This window comes from Bacteroidota bacterium, from assembly GCA_040388375.1.
In the GTDB taxonomy this organism is placed as follows: domain Bacteria; phylum Bacteroidota; class Bacteroidia; order UKL13-3; family UKL13-3; genus JAAFJM01.
The window spans coordinates 115,666-133,685 of sequence record JAZKBU010000004.1 but is presented as its reverse complement, the minus strand read 5'-3'; the positions used below and the strand labels follow the sequence as shown (position 1 = coordinate 133,685).

Genomic DNA, 18,020 nt, shown 5'->3' with positions numbered 1-18,020 from the left:
AGAATAACTATTGCGCCATATACCATTTTCCCTTATGTTTGCCATTTACACCTAAAACGTAAAAATTAATAAAAGCAAAATATATTTAGCACTAATGAATAAATACAATTTAAGCAACAATGTACTCGGTTGGATTACATTTATTATTTCTCTAATTACTTACACTTTAACCCTTGAACCAACAGTTAGTTTCTGGGATTGTGGTGAGTTTATTTCAGCATCATACCGTTTGCAAATTTGTCATCCTCCGGGAGCGCCATTGTTTTTAATGATTGGTCGTGTGTTTTCTATTTTTGCTTCCGATGTTACCAAGGTAGCATTTATGGTAAACATGGTTTCAGCTACTACCAGTGCTTTGTGTGTAATGTTTACTTTCTGGACCATTACCCATTTAGGTAAAAAAATAGTGAGTAAAGCAGGCCAGCAATTATCAGCACAACAAGTTTTTGCGGTAATGGGAGCAGGTTTAGTAGGTGCATTAACACTTAACTTTAGCGATACATTTTGGTTTTCAGCAGTAGAGGCAGAGGTTTACGCTTCGTCAAGTTTCTTTACTACCTTAACATTCTGGTGTATTTTAAAATGGGAAGATTCAGCAAACGAAAAAGGTGCAGACCGCTGGATTGTTTTAATTGCTTATTTAATTGGTTTAGCTATTGGCGTCCATTTATTGAATTTATTGGTTATTCCGGCCATTGTTTACGTTTATTACTTTAAAAAGAACACTTATACTTTACCGGGGTTTTTAAAAGCTTCGGCAGTAGCTGTATTAGCTATTGGTTTTGTACAGTTTGGTATTATACCGGGCATGCCAACTTTGGCTACCAAGCTTGATTATTTTGCCGTAAACTCAATGGGTTTTTCTACCAACACAGGTACATTAATGTTAATCGTTATCATGTTGGTGTTAATGGTATCGTCATTACATTATACCCAAACCAACGATAAAAGAAGTTTATACGCAGCCTTGGCTTGCTATGGTGTACTTTTCCTGGTATCGTTCAATATAAATGCCGGACTAGGTACCTTTATAGGCTGGGCACTTTTAACAGGTATTCTTTACGCCTTATTCTTTTATGCAAAGGTTTCCAATGCCGTTAAAAACATTATAGTATTATCATTCTCATTCATAGTAATAGGTTTCTCAAGCTATGCTATGATCATAGTTCGTTCTTTAGGAAATCCACCTATAGACATGAACGATCCTGACCAACCATTTGCTTTGTTATCATATATTAACCGTGAGCAGTATGGAGATAATCCATTGTTGTACGGTCAGTATTTTTATGCACGTCCTACAGGCACCAAATCAAAAGGAATGAACTACAGACGTTCCGTTGATGCCAATGGCAAAGAGCAATACGTAGAAGCAGGAGAAAAATTAGAAAGAGAATACGATCCTAAAGATTGTACTATTTTACCACGTATGTGGGCAGATAGACCGGATTATGTACAATCTTACAGAAATTGGGAAGACATTGGCGAAGGTAAGAAAGCCACATTCGGGAAAAACATAGATTTCTTATTGTCATATCAATTAGGGTTTATGTACTGGCGTTATTTCTTCTGGAATTTTGTGGGTCGTCAAAATGATGAACAAGGTTATGGAGATGTAACCAAAGGAAACTGGATAACAGGTATTACCTTCTTTGATGAATGGAGATTAGGTCCGCAAAAAGATTTACCGGCCTTGTTAAAAAATAACAAAGCACATAATGCCTATTTTGGTATTCCTTTATTATTGGGTGTTATTGGTTTAATTTTCCATTTCAGAAAACAGAAAGAAGATGCAACAGTAATCACAACCTTGTTTTTATTTACCGGATTCTTCATTATTCTATACCTGAATTTCCCGGCACATCAGCCACGTGAGCGAGATTATGCCTATGTAGGTTCCTACCAAACATTTATTATTTGGATTGGCTTGGGTGTTTTAGCCATTATTGATTGGTTATCGAAAAAAATGAATGCAATGGTAGCAACAGGCTTAACCACAGCCGCATGTTTACTGGGAGCACCTATTTTAATGGGCCAACAAAACTGGGATGACCATAACCGTTCAAACCGTTTTACAGCATTACATTTTGCCGAAGACTATTTAAACAGTTGCGAAAAAGATGCTATTCTATTTACCAATGGCGATAACGATACCTACCCATTATGGTATGCGCAGAACGTAGAGAACATAAGAAGCGATATACGTATTATTAACTTAAGTTTATTGGGTACCGATTGGTATGCAGATGGTTTAAGACGTCAGGCATATGATGGTAAACCGGTTGAGTTTAGCTGGACACCTGATAAATATATACAAGGAACAAGAGATTATGTAGTATTTTACGATAATCCGGGCTTAGGTTTAAATCAAACAGATTTTTATGATTTGAATAAATTAATGGCTTTCATGGGCGATGACAATAAATCAAGCCAGGTGCAAATGCAAAGTGGTGAGTATATTAATTATTACCCTACCAAACGTTTCAGCATAAAAATTGATAAAGAAGCGTGCTTAAAAAATGGTGTGGTACAAGCAGAAGATGCAGCCATGATGGTTGACAGTATTAAGTTTGAAATCAGCAACGGCAACAATATGTTAAAACCTGATTTATTAACGCTTGATATTGTAAGTTCAAATATTAATAAAAGACCAATTTATTGGGCTATAACTACTGGTAGCGATGTGTATTTAAATATGCAAAACTATTTCCAAATGGAAGGTTTAACATATCGTTTAGTACCTATCTTAAACCAACAAAACCCTAACGACCCAAGTACCGGTAGAATAAACTCAAAAGTACTTTGGAATAACGTAATGAATAAGTTTAAATGGGGTAATATTGAAGATAAGAATGTTTACTTAGACGAAACCATTTTACGTCAAACCAAAAACTTTAGAAATATATTTTATCGTTTAGCTGAAAAGTTAGTACTGGAAGGTAAAAAAGACAGCGCTATTAAAGCCTTAGATTATTGCCAAAGAGTATTGCCTGAGTATAATATTTCGCATGATGTGTTTTCAGTTCGTTTAGCCGAAGGTTACTTCCAGGCAGGTGCAATTGATAAAGCCAATCAATTGTTGAAACAAATTACAGAAACTAGCAACATAAAAGCTAGTTACTATAAAACGTTTAAAAGTACTAAGAAATTTAAATCTGTTCAACCGGAGTTAGAGGAAAACATCCAAATTATTAGCTACTGTATTCAGGTAGCACAGTTTTATAAACAAGATAAAACAGCTAAAGAATTAAGCGATAAATTAAATGTGATTACTGCAGGTATACAATAACCTTGCTATTTAAACTTAATATAAAACCCCGTTATAAACTTAATTTATAACGGGGTTTCTTTTGCTCTAATGAAAAGTAAAATAGTTAACTGTTTCTAAAGTTTCTGTTATCGTAACCCCACATCAATTTTTCGCGTAAGGTTTGTAAATAATTCTCACTGTTTAAACGCAGTAAATTCATTTTAAAATCAGCTTTACGTACTGCTAATTGTGTACTGGCTTCAATACTTTCCGAGCGGGAATCAAGCGTTGCTAAAAACGAAGTGCTGCGACCTTCAACCTCAAACGATATAACATTGTTATCAGATATAATAATAGGTCTTACGTTTAAGTTATGTGGCGCAATAGGCGTAATAACAAAACTAGCACTTGAAGGGTATAATATAGGTCCGCCACAACTTAAGTTATAACCAGTACTTCCAGTCGGGGTTGATATAATTAAACCATCGCTCCAATAGGAATTAAGAAATTCGCCATTAATAAAAGTATGAATTGTAATCATACTGGAGCTATCCTTTTTGTGCAGTACAAAATCGTTTAAAGCATACTTTACGCCACCAAACATATTGGCTTTGCTGCTTTCCAGTTGCAATACCGTTCTTGAGTCAGTGCTAAAACGACCTTTCTCTAATTCATCAATCATAGCACATGCTTCATGAGCAGGAACACCAGCTAAAAAACCTAAGCGGCCGGTATTAATACCTATTATCGGTGTTTCAATATGCCTTACAAATTCTAAGCACATCAATATAGTACCATCACCACCTATACTTACTACAAAATCAAATTTTGCTTTTTCAAAGTCCTGGTAATTAGAGAAAGTTTTTGTTTTAGGTGAAATGTTTAAACCATTTCGTAAGCCATCTTCTAAAAACTTTCTATAGACAGAAAAACTTATTTTTCGTTCTTCCAAGTAATCAAAAAACTGCTGCAACTCATTGTAGCGTTCTTCTTTAAAATATCTTCCAAATATGGCTATTTGCATGTTTCTATGTATTCAAATATTTAATCAGCCAACTATATCTGGCGTTAAAATTATCTTCGTCATCACGTTGAACCGATGCAAAAATAATATCGTAGCTGAATCGTTCAAAAGTGGCAATTATATATTTTAAGTCTATAACATTATATTTTAAAGATACCTGTATGGTGTTATTCTCATCTCCCAGCGGATGCACGTGCATGTATAAAATTTTAGCATTGTTTACCTCAGTTATACGAGCAATTTCAGCTAACGAATAATTGGTAGCAAGCATTTGTAATACAATAATACCACCTTCCTGGCCCAGGCTGCTGTTGTTAAATATTTGTTTAGCCAAATCTTTAGCGGTAACAATACCTTTAAAATTTTGCTCCGCATCAATTACAGATATAGCGCTGATATTGGAGGTAAATAATAATTTTAATATATCATACAAATGCGTGTTTTCATAGCAAAAGGGAGGTTGTGGATTTAGTAAGTCGGTTACTTTTTCGCTACTATAAGATAAAAGCATTTGCTCGTTAACAGTACCTAAAAGCTTATTATTTTGAACTACCGGCAAGTCTTTTATTCCCCAATCGTCCATAAACAACAAGGCATTAGATGCACTATCGCTAGGTTTGAGCGCAAATACTTCGTTTGAAACAAGTTGAAAAGCAAACATTTAATTAGTAATGATTTTTAAGCAAATATACTTAGAGTTGAAATCTTTCCAACACCTAAGTAAAAACGATATAATTGATAAAAGCAGTGTAAATAAACACAAAAACTTAACAGAAAGAAAGCGTGTTTGTTTTTGCCCGATCAATAAAGTTTTTAATTAATTGTAAGCCATATTGTGTTTCACAACTTTCAGGATGAAATTGAATTCCCCATATAGGTAATGATGTATGTTTAAATGCCATTACCTCGTTTTTACAGAAACACGTTGCTATTAAGCTTGCAGGCAATTTATCAATAATTAAAGAGTGGTAGCGCGTAGCATTAAACGGACTGGTAATGTTGTCAAACATTAAATCGTGCGTGTGATTCATAGAATCTACTTTTCCGTGTCTGGGTAAAATTGCTTTATGTAACTCAGCGCCAAAAAACTCACCAATAGCCTGATGGCCTAAACATATACCCAATATTGGTTTTTGCTGGTGGTAAGCACTAATTAAATCCATTAATATACCGGATACTTTAGGAACTTTAGGGCCGGGAGAAATAACAATGGCGTCAAACTCAATCAAATTTAACTCAGCTATAGTAATGGTATTGTTTCTGTAAACAAGGCAATTGCACCCACATTGCTCCAAATAGTCTTTGAGCATATAGGTGAAGGAATCAAAATTATCTAAAAGCAGTATTTTCAAAAGTGTAATTTTTAGCTTGCCATTTCAATGGCAAATAAACCATTTTATTAGTAGTAAAAAATGAGGTTGCTTTATTTTAAATGTAGAACTTTATTAGCAAGTTCCATTACACTTTCTGTATCAATATCACTAATAGAAGCAAAAGAATAGTGTAGTGTTAATTGCTTTAATTCATTTGGGTTTGTTAAAGCCATTTGCTCAATTTTATTCGGAAAAATAAAATGTAAATGATTGGCCATTCCATCAGGATAAGGAGTAAACCGCCCGTAATGTCTTCCATTGCCTAAACAAATAGCAGGTGTTAAAGTACATGCAGCAATATGCAATGCACTTGAGTCATTGGTAATAAGCAATGACGCATGGTTTATTTTTTCAGTAAGTTGTGTTAGCGATGTATTGCCGCATAAGTTTATTACCAGATCACTTGAGCAATAATCCTTAATATCTTCTCCTAATGGAAAGTCGTTTTTACTGCCACATATAAAAATTTCAAATTTGTTAAATGATATTATCTGTTTGGCACATGATGCAAAACTATGAACAGACCATTGTTTTTGTTTTTCGCCAGCACCCGGAAATAAAACAACAAAGGGAGCTTGTTGTATGTTTTTATTCTCAGTTTGAATAGATGGAGTAATATTTTTTATGTTTTCATTGATTACTTGTTCAATGAATCTTTGATTTCTATAAAATTCAAATATTACACCATTTCCCGTATCAATTAAATTAGAATACCAGTTGTTTGATATGAAAGTAAAAAACTTGTAGCTATTGATAGAGTCTGCTTTTTGGCCAATTTTATGTGTTGCATTTATTGCCCTAATGATGCTATCAGCAAAAACAAAATCGCGTGAATAGGAAGGGTTAATAGCTACTGTATAATTGTTTTGGCCAATTGTTTTTAAAAGCGATTTTCTATAGGCGTTATTAAATTGAAATTGTGATTTATCTACCCAAATGAAATCGTCAATTAAATTTTTATCGAACGTTTCGGCCAAGTTTTTATACAATGCATTTCCACATAGGGTAATAGAAAAATCTTTATACTTATGGCTCTTTTTAATTGTTTCTATAAAATTTCTAAACAATAAATAATCACCAATTGCATCAGTATGAACAATAATTAAAGAGTTGTGTTTTACTTCTTGTTTTAACTTTTTAGTAAAAACACCAGTATCACTCAGCCAAAAATAAAGGCACCTTAAAATGTATCTAATGCGGAGCTTGAAAAACATTAAGACTACTTGTTAGTAAACTAAATTTACTTTGCAACAACTTTTAATTCAAAACTATATATTCTTGGACTAGGCTTATGAAAAGATGTTTGTAAAGCAGTGTTCCAAAAGTCTTCTTTTAAGGTATGTATTTTATAAAGGAATTTAATAATATATTTTTTTATAAAGCTTAAATGTTCAGTTCCGTCAGGATCTATAAAAGATATATCTTTAAATCCGGCAGACTTAAGAACATATATGCAGCTACCGGCAGTAAACATAATGGTATGAGTAAAATCTTCATATCGCCAATATGCACCTGTGTATGATTGTGCATTCGGCACCATTAATACAAATTGGCCACCCTCCTTTAACAAATATTTTCTAATATGAAAAAGTGTGTCAATAATTTTTTCCTTATCAATATGTTCTAAAACATGACTCATAGTAATGAAATCATATTTTTCTTTTGAATTTAAGGCATACTCACGAATATCATTTATTTGTTCAGCATCGAGCCCTTTTATATTACACTCATTTATAGATTCATCATTTATATCTATTCCCTTTAAATTTTTATATCCTAGTTGTTTTAAAGCAAATAGAAACTGTCCAAAACCACATCCAATGTCTAAAACATTTATATTTTTATCAGTTGGTAAAGATGCTTTTAAGTATTTAGGTATTTTATATTCACTATAATAATCTGCACCTACTTGTCTGTTATTAAAATAACTATGTTTTTTTATATCTTCATTTGTACTCATTATTCTGCTATCTGTTATTTAGTATTTGTGAATCGGAAAATGTTTTGCTTTTCAAAAATAGTTTTAAAAAGTTAAATATCCCAAACTTCGAGAGTTTTAGGATAACCTGAAAGCTAAAAGATGAAATATTTCGTTTGGTTAATATATGCAGATTAGAATTATTACTAACTAAGTTTAAGTTATATTTTTTAGCAATAAATTGAAGACTATTCTTGTGATAAAAAGCAATATGTTGACCGTGATTAAAACCATAATACCACCAATCTAAATTGGGTAAAACATCGGGTATTAATTGTGTCGAAAAGATTATCGTATCAGCGTATTGCAACATTTCCTCAATCTCTTTAAGTGGATCAACAAGATGTTCAAATACCTCAAATGCTGTTAATGCTTTGTAATTATTACTTGGAGTATGTTCGAATCCACGGCTGGCTAAATTTCCCGCATACTTATCTATCCAATAAAAGTTAAATCCAATATCCCGCATCATACGTGTAAAAATACCATAGCCACCAGCATAGTCTAAAAAAGTATCTTCCGGTTTAAAATTGAAGAAAAGAAATGGAGTTAAGCCTTTACTAAATATTTGATTTCTTAAAATAAGTCCCGTATCTGATAAATTTAAAGCGTTTTGATAAGACTCTTCAATCCAATATGGATTTTCAGTTTGTATAAATTTACATTGGGTGCATTGAAAAAAAGAAACATCATATTTTTTTAATATTTTACTCGTAAATATATTTTCTGAATTGTTATTGCAAATTTTGCAAATAGTTATTTTGTCCATTTTTGCTTATAATTTCTAAATTTATAAATCACTTTTTTGCATAAATAAATAAATAAAGTTGGATTTATAAAATTTTTATAGGTAAACGTATCTGCGTTTTTATCAATGGATATTTGGTCTGGGAAATGAATAGTAGAAATGCTTTCTACCTTATTTTCACTAAATCCTAAAATGTCTGGTCCTGTTGTATGTGTACCATCTGTATTAAAACCAATGTTTGAAACAAGATTTTTATTTGGAATAATGCTAATTCCATTGTTTTGCCAGATGCTATAGGTCCATTGATAATCCCAGGTATCTATTTTTTTGTTTATAAAGCCAGAAAAAAGATTTTCCCAAAAGACTCTTTCCTTTTTAGAACTAAATAGACCCTGTAACATTTCTTTACATTCATTTTCATTGCATGTTTTAATATCAACATCATAATTAATCCAAGCTCTTTTCCAAGTTGCCCAGCCCCATATGTGATTGTAATTTGAAAAATAAAAACTTCCACTACCTCTTTGTATACCTTTTTGGAGATTAATTCCACCAATATGCATTATTTCAGGATGGTGTTTGTATTTTTCAAGCAGAACCTCACAAAAATTATAGAAAGTTATATTTGGCAAACAATCGTCTTCTAAAATTATTCCTTGTTCTTCATTTTCAAAGAACCAATCAATCGCAGAACTAACAGCTATTTTACATCCAAGATTGGTTTCTCTGTAAAGAGTTTTTACATCACAGTCCCAATCAATATTACTAATAATATTTCTTGTTTGTTTACATAGTTCAGTTTCATTTATTTTATTAGGTCTTGGGCCATCAGCGGCTATATATAGCCTTTTTGGTTTTATGCTTTTTATACTTTCAAAAACTTGCTTTGTAGTATCGGGTCTATTAAATATTAAAAAGAGTATCGGGGTGTTAAACACAATTGTGGTAATTATTTGACTACTTTTTGTAAATATGTTTTTTTATCGCTTATTACTTTAATAAAATAAATACCGTTATTTATGGAGTATAAGTCAATATTATTACTGTTTGAATATGCTACCTCTTTTCCATTTATATCTATCAACGATAGGGATAAAACGGTTTCCTCACTATTAATATTAACAGAGAGTTTATTTTGCAATGGAACGGGATAAACAGTAATAAAAGTTTTTTCGGTGTTTAAACTTATTGATAATATGTTAGAATACTCAAAAGAGCCATTGTAATCAATTTGCTTAAGTCGGTAAAAAATTATTTGATTGTCTAAGAAATTCAATTGGTTATCAATAAAAAGGTATTTATTAACAGTAGTTGATGTTCCATTACCTTTGATTTCTCCAATTGTTTTCCATCCGTTGTTTGTTTTTCTTTCAATCTCAAAATGAGAGTTATTGATTTCAGCTGAGGTTTCCCAGTTTAATTGTACAGATGTACCTGTGTTATTAGCAGCGAAATTTATTAATTTTACTGGTAGTGGATTCGTAGATAAATCTCCACCAACCCCAAACTCCCAAGTGTTATTACTTAAACCTGTTCTGGAAAGAATAGGAGCTGAATTACTACCAGAATTTGTTTGTGATGTACCCGGATTAGTCCAGTTTGTTCCGGTTCTTGCAATTAATTTCAATTGGGTATAATCGTTTATACCATTAAAACCACTGGCGGTAACAGTACTTGTTAATAGTCCTCCAGTAATACCGGTATTAGTTATCCTCCAGTAACCGTCTGTACTAGCTGTAGAAATAAATACAGGTAGTTCAAATAAAGGTAATCCTGATATACCGGGATTGTTAGGTATAAATTCTGCTAATAAATTTCCTCCTACACTTGGTGCAGAGGTGTATTCTATACTTACAGGCCTATAATAAGCACTTGTACCTATTGGAAGTAAACCACTTGCACCACTGTTAATACTTGCAGCAAACCATCTTCTGAATTTACCAATAATTGTTCCGGCTGTTCTGCTTAAAGTCCCTGTATTAACAACATCAGTACCCAGACTAAGTATATAGCTATTCGTGTTAATACTTGTAGTCATTGTTAAGGTGTTTTTCACAGTAACATGATTGGACATGTTTTTACTTCCATTAATAATCTGTAGGGCACTGTAATTCCCGGGTGCAACTCCTTGCCCTGAAGCCCCAAAGTAAAGAGCAGTGCTTCCATTTTCCCAATTTGATTTATTGACAGCAAGAGTTCCCTGGATAGAAAAAGTTATATTGTTTTTTACTACTATACTATCTGCAGTAATTGTGTTTGATGAGGGTATGCTTAAATTAAAAGTATTTGTTCCATCTCCAAATACAATAAAACTGTTAGTTCCACCAATTGACCAATTAGCGTTTATGGAAGGTGAGCTATTATTAACAACATAATAAGCAACATTACTGTCTGTAAAATTCAATGGAGATGTGCCTGTTCCATCTGTATTCGCCCCCCATGTTGAAAGTGTATTTAAATTACCTGAAATTTTTGAGTAATAAGCTAAGCCTATTAGTTTATTTCCGCTTGTGATTGACGAGGTTAAATAATTGGTAAATCCACCTATTCCATTTGATTCAAAAACTGTAAAATAATAATTAGTACCCACCGTTAATCCTGAAACAGATACTGTGTTTCCAGTATCGTTATAAACCACATAATTCCCTGTTCCTATTTGCGAGCCACTACCAAAAATAGAGTTGGCCGTATAGCTATGTGAATCTATAGGATTAGAGTTTACCGGACTTCCACTGCGTGCCAATATTATTCTTCGTGCTCCATTTCCTTTAGTAAATGATATATTTAATGACCACCCATTAGAGATGGTAGTTAAATTGATAGCACTTGCGGCCAAAGTGGGCTCATTATTTAATATAACATTTCTTAAAACAGAAATATTACTTGTTCCGTTATTACTTGTTATTAGTTCCTTTTTTAAGTCCCCATCAATATCCACTACTGATAAACAAATGGGGGTAGTATTAGTTGTAAAATCAACTTTACTTGCAAAAGATGCCAAATTAATAATTCCCGATGTTGCTTGATTTTTGAATATAGAAATAGAATTGCTGCCTCTATTAGCAACCATAATTTCTGGTTTGTTATCCGAGTCAATATCTAATACGACTATTCCGTGAGGCTGATTGCCACAAGTAAGCGAAATTGGTGTAGCTACACTAATTGTTGAAAGCGTACTAGTGTTTTTATAAATATGAACCTGCGCAGTATTATAGCTTGAAATAACCACATCTAATTTATTATCAGCATCAAGATCTGCCAATGCAATGCCGGCATTTAAATTAGAACCTAAATATACTTGTGAGGCAGCAAAACTAATTGAGCCCAATGTTGATGTATTTTTAAATAACCCGATATAACCATTATAATATATTACAGCAACATCCAGTTTAGAATCGCCATTCATATCACCAATACTAAGCATTTGAGGTGAAGAGCCGGAGATACTAACAGCAAAATCACTTCTTGCTCCTAAAGATATTGTGCCTGGTGTACTATTGTTTTTGTAAACGGAAAAGGTATTAGAACCAAAGTTACTGATTATAATTTCTGGTTTTCCATCTCCATCTATATCGGCCATAGTTAAATAACTTGGATTAAGACTGGTAGACGTATCAGACTTAGCTGCAAAGCTAATGGAGCCCGGACCAGAACTTGTGTTACGTAAAATAGAAATTGTATTTGACGTAAAATTGCTTGTTATAATATCTATTTTACTATCTCCATCAATGTCTCCGGATGTAATATAATTAGTTCCACTAGCTGTTGTATAACTTTGAATACTAGAAAGAGAAGAACTGTTAATGAATCCATTTGTGCTGGTATTTCTATAAACTCCAACTGATGAAGCGGATCTTGTTGTTGCAATATCTGATTTTCCGTCATTGTCAAAATCAGCTGTAGTATTCCAAATAACATCGTTGCCTCCAGTGGCAAAATCTACTTTGGTGTTGAATGAAGTTGAGCCTATTTGAGCAGAGAGAGTTAAACTTGTTAAGATTAAGTTAATTAAAAATAATTTTTTCATGTACTATAAATTTCACCAAAATTACTAGAGAAAATGTCTTTATCAAGTTTTGGTTTAAAATTTTGCTTGTTCTCTTGGGTTTAAAGGTTTTTTCAATGATACAACAAGATTTCTTTTCCGTTTAGCTAAAATACGTTTCTTTGTACTCCCTATTAAAAACATGTCAACCGAAAACGCAGCTAAAAAATACGTATTAAATACAACGTGGATTTTAATTGAAAAGCTATCAAGAATTGTATCCGGCATATTAGTTGGCATATTAGTAGCAAGATATTTAGGACCTGAGCAATTTGGTATGATTAGTTATGCCTTAAACGTAGTAGCTATTTTTACCATGTTTTCTTCATTAGGTATGGATAGTATTATTGTCAGGGAATTAATTACACGGAAAGAAAAGCAAAATACTATTTTAGGAACAAGCTTCTGGCTTCGGTTTGTTGGTGCTATTGCAGTGGTAATTGCAGCCACGTATTATTCCTCCATAAGAGATAATGCCCAAAATACATATATTGTTTTTTTAGTAAGTACATCAGTTATTTTTCAGGCTTTTACCGTTATTGATTTTTATTTTCAATCTGCAGTTTTAGGAAAATTCAGTGCCATTACACAAGTAATTACTTTAGTAACATCGTCCATTGTTAAAATAGTTCTGATTTATGTAGGTGCAAGAGTTGAATATTTTGCAGCAATGGTTTTATTAGAGGCAATATTAACAGTTGCAAATCAGCTATGGTTTTATAGTAAAAATAAGCAAAACATACTTTTATGGAAATTTTCATGGGATGAAGTGAAAGAATTATTGGGGCACTCTTGGCCAAATATAGTTTCAGGTTTGGTTATGACCGTATACCAGAAAATGGATCAAATATTGGTTAAGCGATTTTTAGATTTAAATATATTGGGAAATTATGCAGCAGCAGTAAGAATTAGCGAGGCTTCTTCCTTTATTCCTGTTGCTGTTTGTGCAGCTATTTTACCGGGTATCGTAAAAAATAGAGAAAATAAGGAGTTACAGTTAAAAAGGTTAACACAGCTGTATTCATTAATGCTTTGGACTGCTTTAATATTTTGTGTTGGAGGCTTATTGTTTGGCGATTTGGTAATTAATTTTCTATACAAAGAAAAATATTACCTGGCTGCCGGTATATTTAAAATACATATCTGGAATTCAATACCTGTTTTTTACGGTACAGCATGGTCTATGTGGATGCTTGCAGAGAATAAACAACGGTACATTATTATGGTACAGTTTTTCTCAATGGGCGTTGCCTTAATATTAAATTTAAACCTAATACCAATATATGGTGCAAAAGGAGCAGCAGCAGCACTGATTACAACAAACTTTATTGGTATGCTTTTCACGCTTACCTTTTATAAGCCTAAAACATCATGGGGTTTATTTCTTAAAGCGTTTAACCCTAAGAACCTTTTAGAAATAATTAAATACGTTAAAAGCTAAACCTTTTCAAATATAAGTGCAACACCTTGTCCTACCCCAATACACATAGTAGCTACCCCATATTTTACATTTTGTTTTTGCATTTGATGAATAAGAGTAGTTGAAATACGTGCACCACTGGCACCAAGCGGATGTCCTATAGCAATAGCCCCACCATTTACATTAACAATATCCGGATTTATATTTAAATCCCTCATACAAGCCAGCCCTTGCGATGCAAACGCTTCATTTAATTCCACCAATCCAATATCATTTATAGTTAAGCCAGCACGTTTAAGCGCTTTTTGAGTAGCCGGAATGGGCCCAACTCCCATAATAGATGGATGTACACCTGCAATTCCTCTGCTTACCAACCTGGCCAAAGGTTTTAAATTATATTTTTTTACAGCATCTTCACTCGCTAATATTAATGCAGCAGCCCCATCATTTATACCTGATGAATTACCTGCAGTTACTGATCCGTCCTTTTTGAAAGCAGGTTTTAGTTTGGCTAATTCATCCATCGAACTTAAACGAGGGTGTTCGTCTTTTTCAAAACGAATGCTATCACCTTTTTTTTGTGGAACCAATACCGGCACTATTTCATTGGCAAATATGTTTGCATCATGCGCTGTCTGGTATTTTTGTTGAGAAGCTCTTGCAAACTCATCCTGTTCTTCACGGGAAATTTTCCATTGTTCAGCAACGTTTTCAGCAGTTTCACCCATAGAAAAAGGGTAGTATAAGTTTGATAGTGCTTTATTGGTAAAGCGCCAGCCAATAGTAGTATCGTAAATTTCAGGAACCCGGCTAAACGCTGTTTCGGCTTTTGCCATTACAAATGGCGCGCGGGTCATACTTTCAGTTCCACCGGCAATATATATATCACCATCTCCACAAGCAATTGCCCTGCTGGCGTCAGCAATACTTTGCAAACCCGAAGCACATAAACGATTTACCGTATTACCACCAACTGTAATGGGTAAGCCGGCTAATAAAGCACTCATTCTGGCTACGTTTCTATTGTCTTCTCCTGCTTGGTTGGCTGCACCAAAAATAACATCCTCAATCTCGTTTATATCAATAGTTGGATTGCGTTCAATTAAAGCTTTAATTACAATAGCCCCTAAATCATCAGGTCTGATGGTACTTAAAGCTCCTCCAAATTTCCCTACCGGAGTACGAACAGCATCTATAATAAAAACGTCTTTCATGTTATCAATTTTATGGTGTGCAAATCTAATAGTACTTTTGATTATATCAATTACAATAAAGATTTATAAATTGCCCCACAAAAAGAATCAATATGATACAGCGTATTCAAACCGTTTATTTAATAGCCATTATAATTTTAGTTTCAATTATGTGCACAGGTAGTCTCTTATCCATGAAGCAGCAAAATGCTACCAATGGTATAGATGAATATGATTTAAATATTTTTCATTTTAAACATACCGAAGTACAAAACGCTGTTATTGGTGGAAAAGAAACACAAACCAGCACTCTAAAAGTAGTATCTGTTCAATATGGACTAATTGCCATTGCAGCAATACTAATAGGCTTAACTTTAACCATTATACTTTCTTTTAAAAACAGGGAAAAACAAATTAAGCTGACAAGGTTAAATTTTTTAGTAATGAGTATGCTTTATGCAGCCCTATTTGCAAAAGCCATTAATTATATGCCGGGTTTCGAGTTTAGTAAACTAATGCCTTATTCAAGCATAGGTGTTATATTGATGATTTTTAATTTATACCTTAACTGGCGTGTATTGCGTCTAATTAAAAAGGATGACGAATTAGTGAAAAGCGCTGACAGGATTAGGTAATTTCCTAGTATTTGTACTAGCAATAAAAAAGCCCTTGATAAATTTTATCAAGGGCTTTTTTATTGAAATTATTTAATAATTAATGAGCATGGTGAGCTTGATTGTGATTTTCCACAATAGTCATAAACTCTTCTTTGCTTATTTCTTTGTCTTCAATAGTAATCATTGATTTTACAGCCTCGTTAACTTTCATTTTAACAGCTGAATTAATCATACGGCTTCTGTATTCTTCTTTCTTTAAACTTGGTTCAATTAACTGGTTAATTAAATCTTCGTTTAACCCGGTCATTGAATAACCACCAAACATTTGTTTAGTATATTCAATAGCAGCAGCTCTGATATCTTCTTCTTCAATTTTAATATTGTTAGCAGCTAATATTTTTTCTTCTACTAAATGGTTACGTAAGTAATTAGCTTCAGGTTTGTATGCTTCTTCCATGTTTTCATCATTGAATTTATCAGCATATCTGTCTTTTAACCAACGTTTCAAAAAAGTATCAGGTAAAGTAACATTGTGTTTAGCAACCAAAGTATCCATCATTTCATGTTCAATTAAATGATCTGCCTGAGCAGTGTAAAATCCTTTAATATCTTCTTTGATACGGGCTCTGAATTCTTCCTCAGAATTAATAACACCAGGGCCGTAGCTTGCATCAAATAATTCTTGGTTAATATCACCTTCAATATTGCGTTTAATATCAACTACTTCAAAACTGAACAATTTGTTTAAATCAGAAACACCAGCTTTAGCTATACCTAATGCATGGCTCATTTCTTGTTCGTCATTATCAAATAAGGTAAATATATTTACGGTTGATTTAGCGCCAATGCTAATGCCTTGTAATATTGCTTTAGCTTCTGGGTTTTTAACAGCCGAAAGTAACATAGGTACATTATCCGCTTTAACTCCGCCATCTAATGCTTTTTCATCATCAGCTAATTCTACCAAATTAAGATAAACCATATCGTTATCTTGTTCAGCATTGGTAACAGGCTCTAATTTTCCAAAACGTTTGCGCATACGGCCAATTTCTTCTTCAACCTCAGCATCAGGAACAGCTACAACGTAACGTGTAAATTTATCGCCTTTTCCTATGTTTAAGTCAAATTCAGGAGCAAAGCCTAAGTCAAAGGAGAAACTGTAGTCTAAGCCTTTTTCGATTTTGTCAATCATAGTATCAGCGTTAAGAACAGGCTCACCTAAAATGCTTAAATTATTATCTTTAATATAATCATAAAGACCTTTTGAAGCAGCTGTGTTGATTTCTTCCAACAAAAGACTTGGTCCGATTTGTTTTTCAATCATACCCATTGGGGCAGTTCCCGGTCTAAAACCTGGTATATTTGCTTTTTTACGATAGTCTTTTAGCTTTTTTTCAACTCCGGGTAAATAATCTTCGCTCGAAATTTTAACTGAAATAGTGCCGTTTAAAGCATCTTTTTTATCAAATGTTACGTTCATTGTTGCTATTTGTTTTTTATTAAAACTTAATTTTAAAAAAAATAAGACTGAAATATTATTTCCAGTCTTATTTCATTCGTTACTTTTATGTGCGGGTGGAGGGACTCGAACCCCCACGCCTTTCAGCACTAGATCCTAAGTCTAGCGCGGCTACCAATTACGCCACACCCGCAAAAAAGGACTGCAAATGTATAACTTGTGGTTAAAAAAGCAACAGCATTTTTTATTTTTTATTGATTTATACTATTTAAGCAATTCAAAACGGTAACCATTACTGGTAAAGTAAGATAAAAGTTCAGGTAAAAGAACTTTTAAATTGTTAAAGGCTTTATCGCTGTCGTGGAAAACAAAAATGGCACCCATGGCAGGCAATGCTTTCATGGACTGAATAGATTCTTCTATATTTAAATGCGTTTCATAATCACGGCTAAGTCTATCCCACATAATTATTTGATGTGTTTTCAGGATTTCTTTTGCCTGTTGTTTTTTAATTCTACCATAAGGAGGTCTGAACAAACTGGTTTGGGTTAGTTTTTGGCAAAGCAAAAAGTTTTGGATGTAATCGTCCTTTTCTGTTTCCCAACCTTTCAAATGATTATAAGTATGGTTACCCACAGCATGCCCTTCTTTAATTACTTGTTGAAAGGTTTCGGGGAATTTAGTTACGTTTTCTCCCACTACAAAAAAAGTAGCTTTAGCTTGGTATTGTTTTAATAAGTCCAATACCCACGGGGTAATAGTAGGGTGCGGTCCATCATCAAAAGTAAAATAAACCACTTTGCTTTGGGTTTTTACCTTCCATGTATAATTTGGGTATATCCACCTAACTATTTGAGGTATTCTGTATTTAAACATTATTTTGCGCATGCAATTTAATTATCCATAACCATTAAAA

Annotated in this window: 14 protein-coding genes and 1 tRNA gene; 3 read left to right on the top strand and 12 right to left on the bottom strand. The window is 33.2% G+C overall.

Features of this window, described 5'->3' with window-relative positions; all coding sequences use genetic code 11:
• The first annotated feature begins 94 nt into the window (after positions 1 to 94).
• Positions 95 to 3,286 (top strand): DUF2723 domain-containing protein, encoded by a 3,192-nt coding sequence (locus tag V4538_06235; GenBank protein ID MES2380617.1) that lies wholly within the window; start codon positions 95 to 97, stop codon positions 3,284 to 3,286.
• A gap of 85 nt (positions 3,287 to 3,371) precedes the next feature.
• On the opposite strand, the gene V4538_06230 is transcribed toward V4538_06235, so the two are convergent.
• The 8 genes from V4538_06230 to V4538_06195 all read right to left on the bottom strand — a co-directional run bounded on the left by V4538_06230 (position 3,372) and on the right by V4538_06195 (position 12,397).
• A complete protein-coding gene (locus V4538_06230) occupies positions 3,372 to 4,271 on the bottom strand; it encodes an NAD kinase (GenBank protein MES2380616.1) in 900 nt (299 codons plus the stop codon).
• Positions 4,272 to 4,275: 4 nt separating this feature from the next.
• On the bottom strand, positions 4,276 to 4,932 hold the full coding sequence (locus V4538_06225; GenBank protein ID MES2380615.1) for a CBS domain-containing protein: 657 nt from the start codon (positions 4,930 to 4,932) through the stop codon (positions 4,276 to 4,278).
• 106 nt (positions 4,933 to 5,038) lie between these two features.
• A complete protein-coding gene (locus tag V4538_06220; protein ID MES2380614.1) occupies positions 5,039 to 5,623 on the bottom strand; it encodes an aminodeoxychorismate/anthranilate synthase component II in 585 nt (194 codons plus the stop codon).
• Positions 5,624 to 5,694: 71 nt separating this feature from the next.
• Positions 5,695 to 6,858: a glycosyltransferase family 9 protein gene (locus V4538_06215; GenBank protein ID MES2380613.1), complete on the bottom strand. Its 1,164-nt coding sequence runs from the start codon at positions 6,856 to 6,858 to the stop codon at positions 5,695 to 5,697.
• Between the two features lie 26 nt (positions 6,859 to 6,884).
• Positions 6,885 to 7,604, bottom strand: a complete 720-nt coding sequence (locus V4538_06210) for a class I SAM-dependent methyltransferase (GenBank protein ID MES2380612.1) — start codon at positions 7,602 to 7,604, stop codon at positions 6,885 to 6,887.
• A gap of 7 nt (positions 7,605 to 7,611) precedes the next feature.
• Entirely contained in the window at positions 7,612 to 8,391 is a 780-nt protein-coding gene (locus V4538_06205) for a class I SAM-dependent methyltransferase (protein ID MES2380611.1), read from the bottom strand.
• A complete protein-coding gene (locus V4538_06200; GenBank protein ID MES2380610.1) occupies positions 8,379 to 9,308 on the bottom strand; it encodes a nucleotide-diphospho-sugar transferase in 930 nt (309 codons plus the stop codon). The genes V4538_06205 and V4538_06200 overlap by 13 nt, the downstream gene beginning before the upstream one ends.
• Before the next feature lie 11 nt (positions 9,309 to 9,319).
• Entirely contained in the window at positions 9,320 to 12,397 is a 3,078-nt protein-coding gene (locus V4538_06195) for a T9SS type A sorting domain-containing protein (protein MES2380609.1), read from the bottom strand.
• A 160-nt stretch (positions 12,398 to 12,557) separates the two neighbouring features.
• Between V4538_06195 and V4538_06190 the strand changes: the two genes are divergently transcribed.
• On the top strand, positions 12,558 to 13,856 hold the full coding sequence (locus V4538_06190) for a flippase (protein MES2380608.1): 1,299 nt from the start codon (positions 12,558 to 12,560) through the stop codon (positions 13,854 to 13,856).
• Here V4538_06190 and V4538_06185 read toward each other — a convergent pair.
• Positions 13,853 to 15,049 (bottom strand): 3-oxoadipyl-CoA thiolase, encoded by a 1,197-nt coding sequence (locus tag V4538_06185; GenBank protein MES2380607.1) that lies wholly within the window; start codon positions 15,047 to 15,049, stop codon positions 13,853 to 13,855. The genes V4538_06190 and V4538_06185 overlap by 4 nt on opposite strands.
• A 92-nt stretch (positions 15,050 to 15,141) precedes the next feature.
• Between V4538_06185 and V4538_06180 the strand changes: the two genes are divergently transcribed.
• Entirely contained in the window at positions 15,142 to 15,663 is a 522-nt protein-coding gene (locus V4538_06180) for a DUF4293 domain-containing protein (GenBank protein MES2380606.1), read from the top strand.
• Positions 15,664 to 15,742: 79 nt separating this feature from the next.
• Here the strand turns inward: V4538_06180 and tig are convergent, their stop codons facing one another.
• The 3 genes from tig to V4538_06165 form a co-directional block, all read right to left on the bottom strand.
• Positions 15,743 to 17,125, bottom strand: a complete 1,383-nt coding sequence (tig, locus tag V4538_06175; protein ID MES2380605.1) for a trigger factor — start codon at positions 17,123 to 17,125, stop codon at positions 15,743 to 15,745.
• A gap of 90 nt (positions 17,126 to 17,215) precedes the next feature.
• Positions 17,216 to 17,297 (bottom strand) — tRNA-Leu (locus V4538_06170).
• Between the two features lie 71 nt (positions 17,298 to 17,368).
• Positions 17,369 to 17,980, bottom strand: a complete 612-nt coding sequence (locus tag V4538_06165) for a polysaccharide deacetylase family protein (GenBank protein ID MES2380604.1) — start codon at positions 17,978 to 17,980, stop codon at positions 17,369 to 17,371.
• Between the last annotated feature and the right edge of the window lie 40 nt (positions 17,981 to 18,020).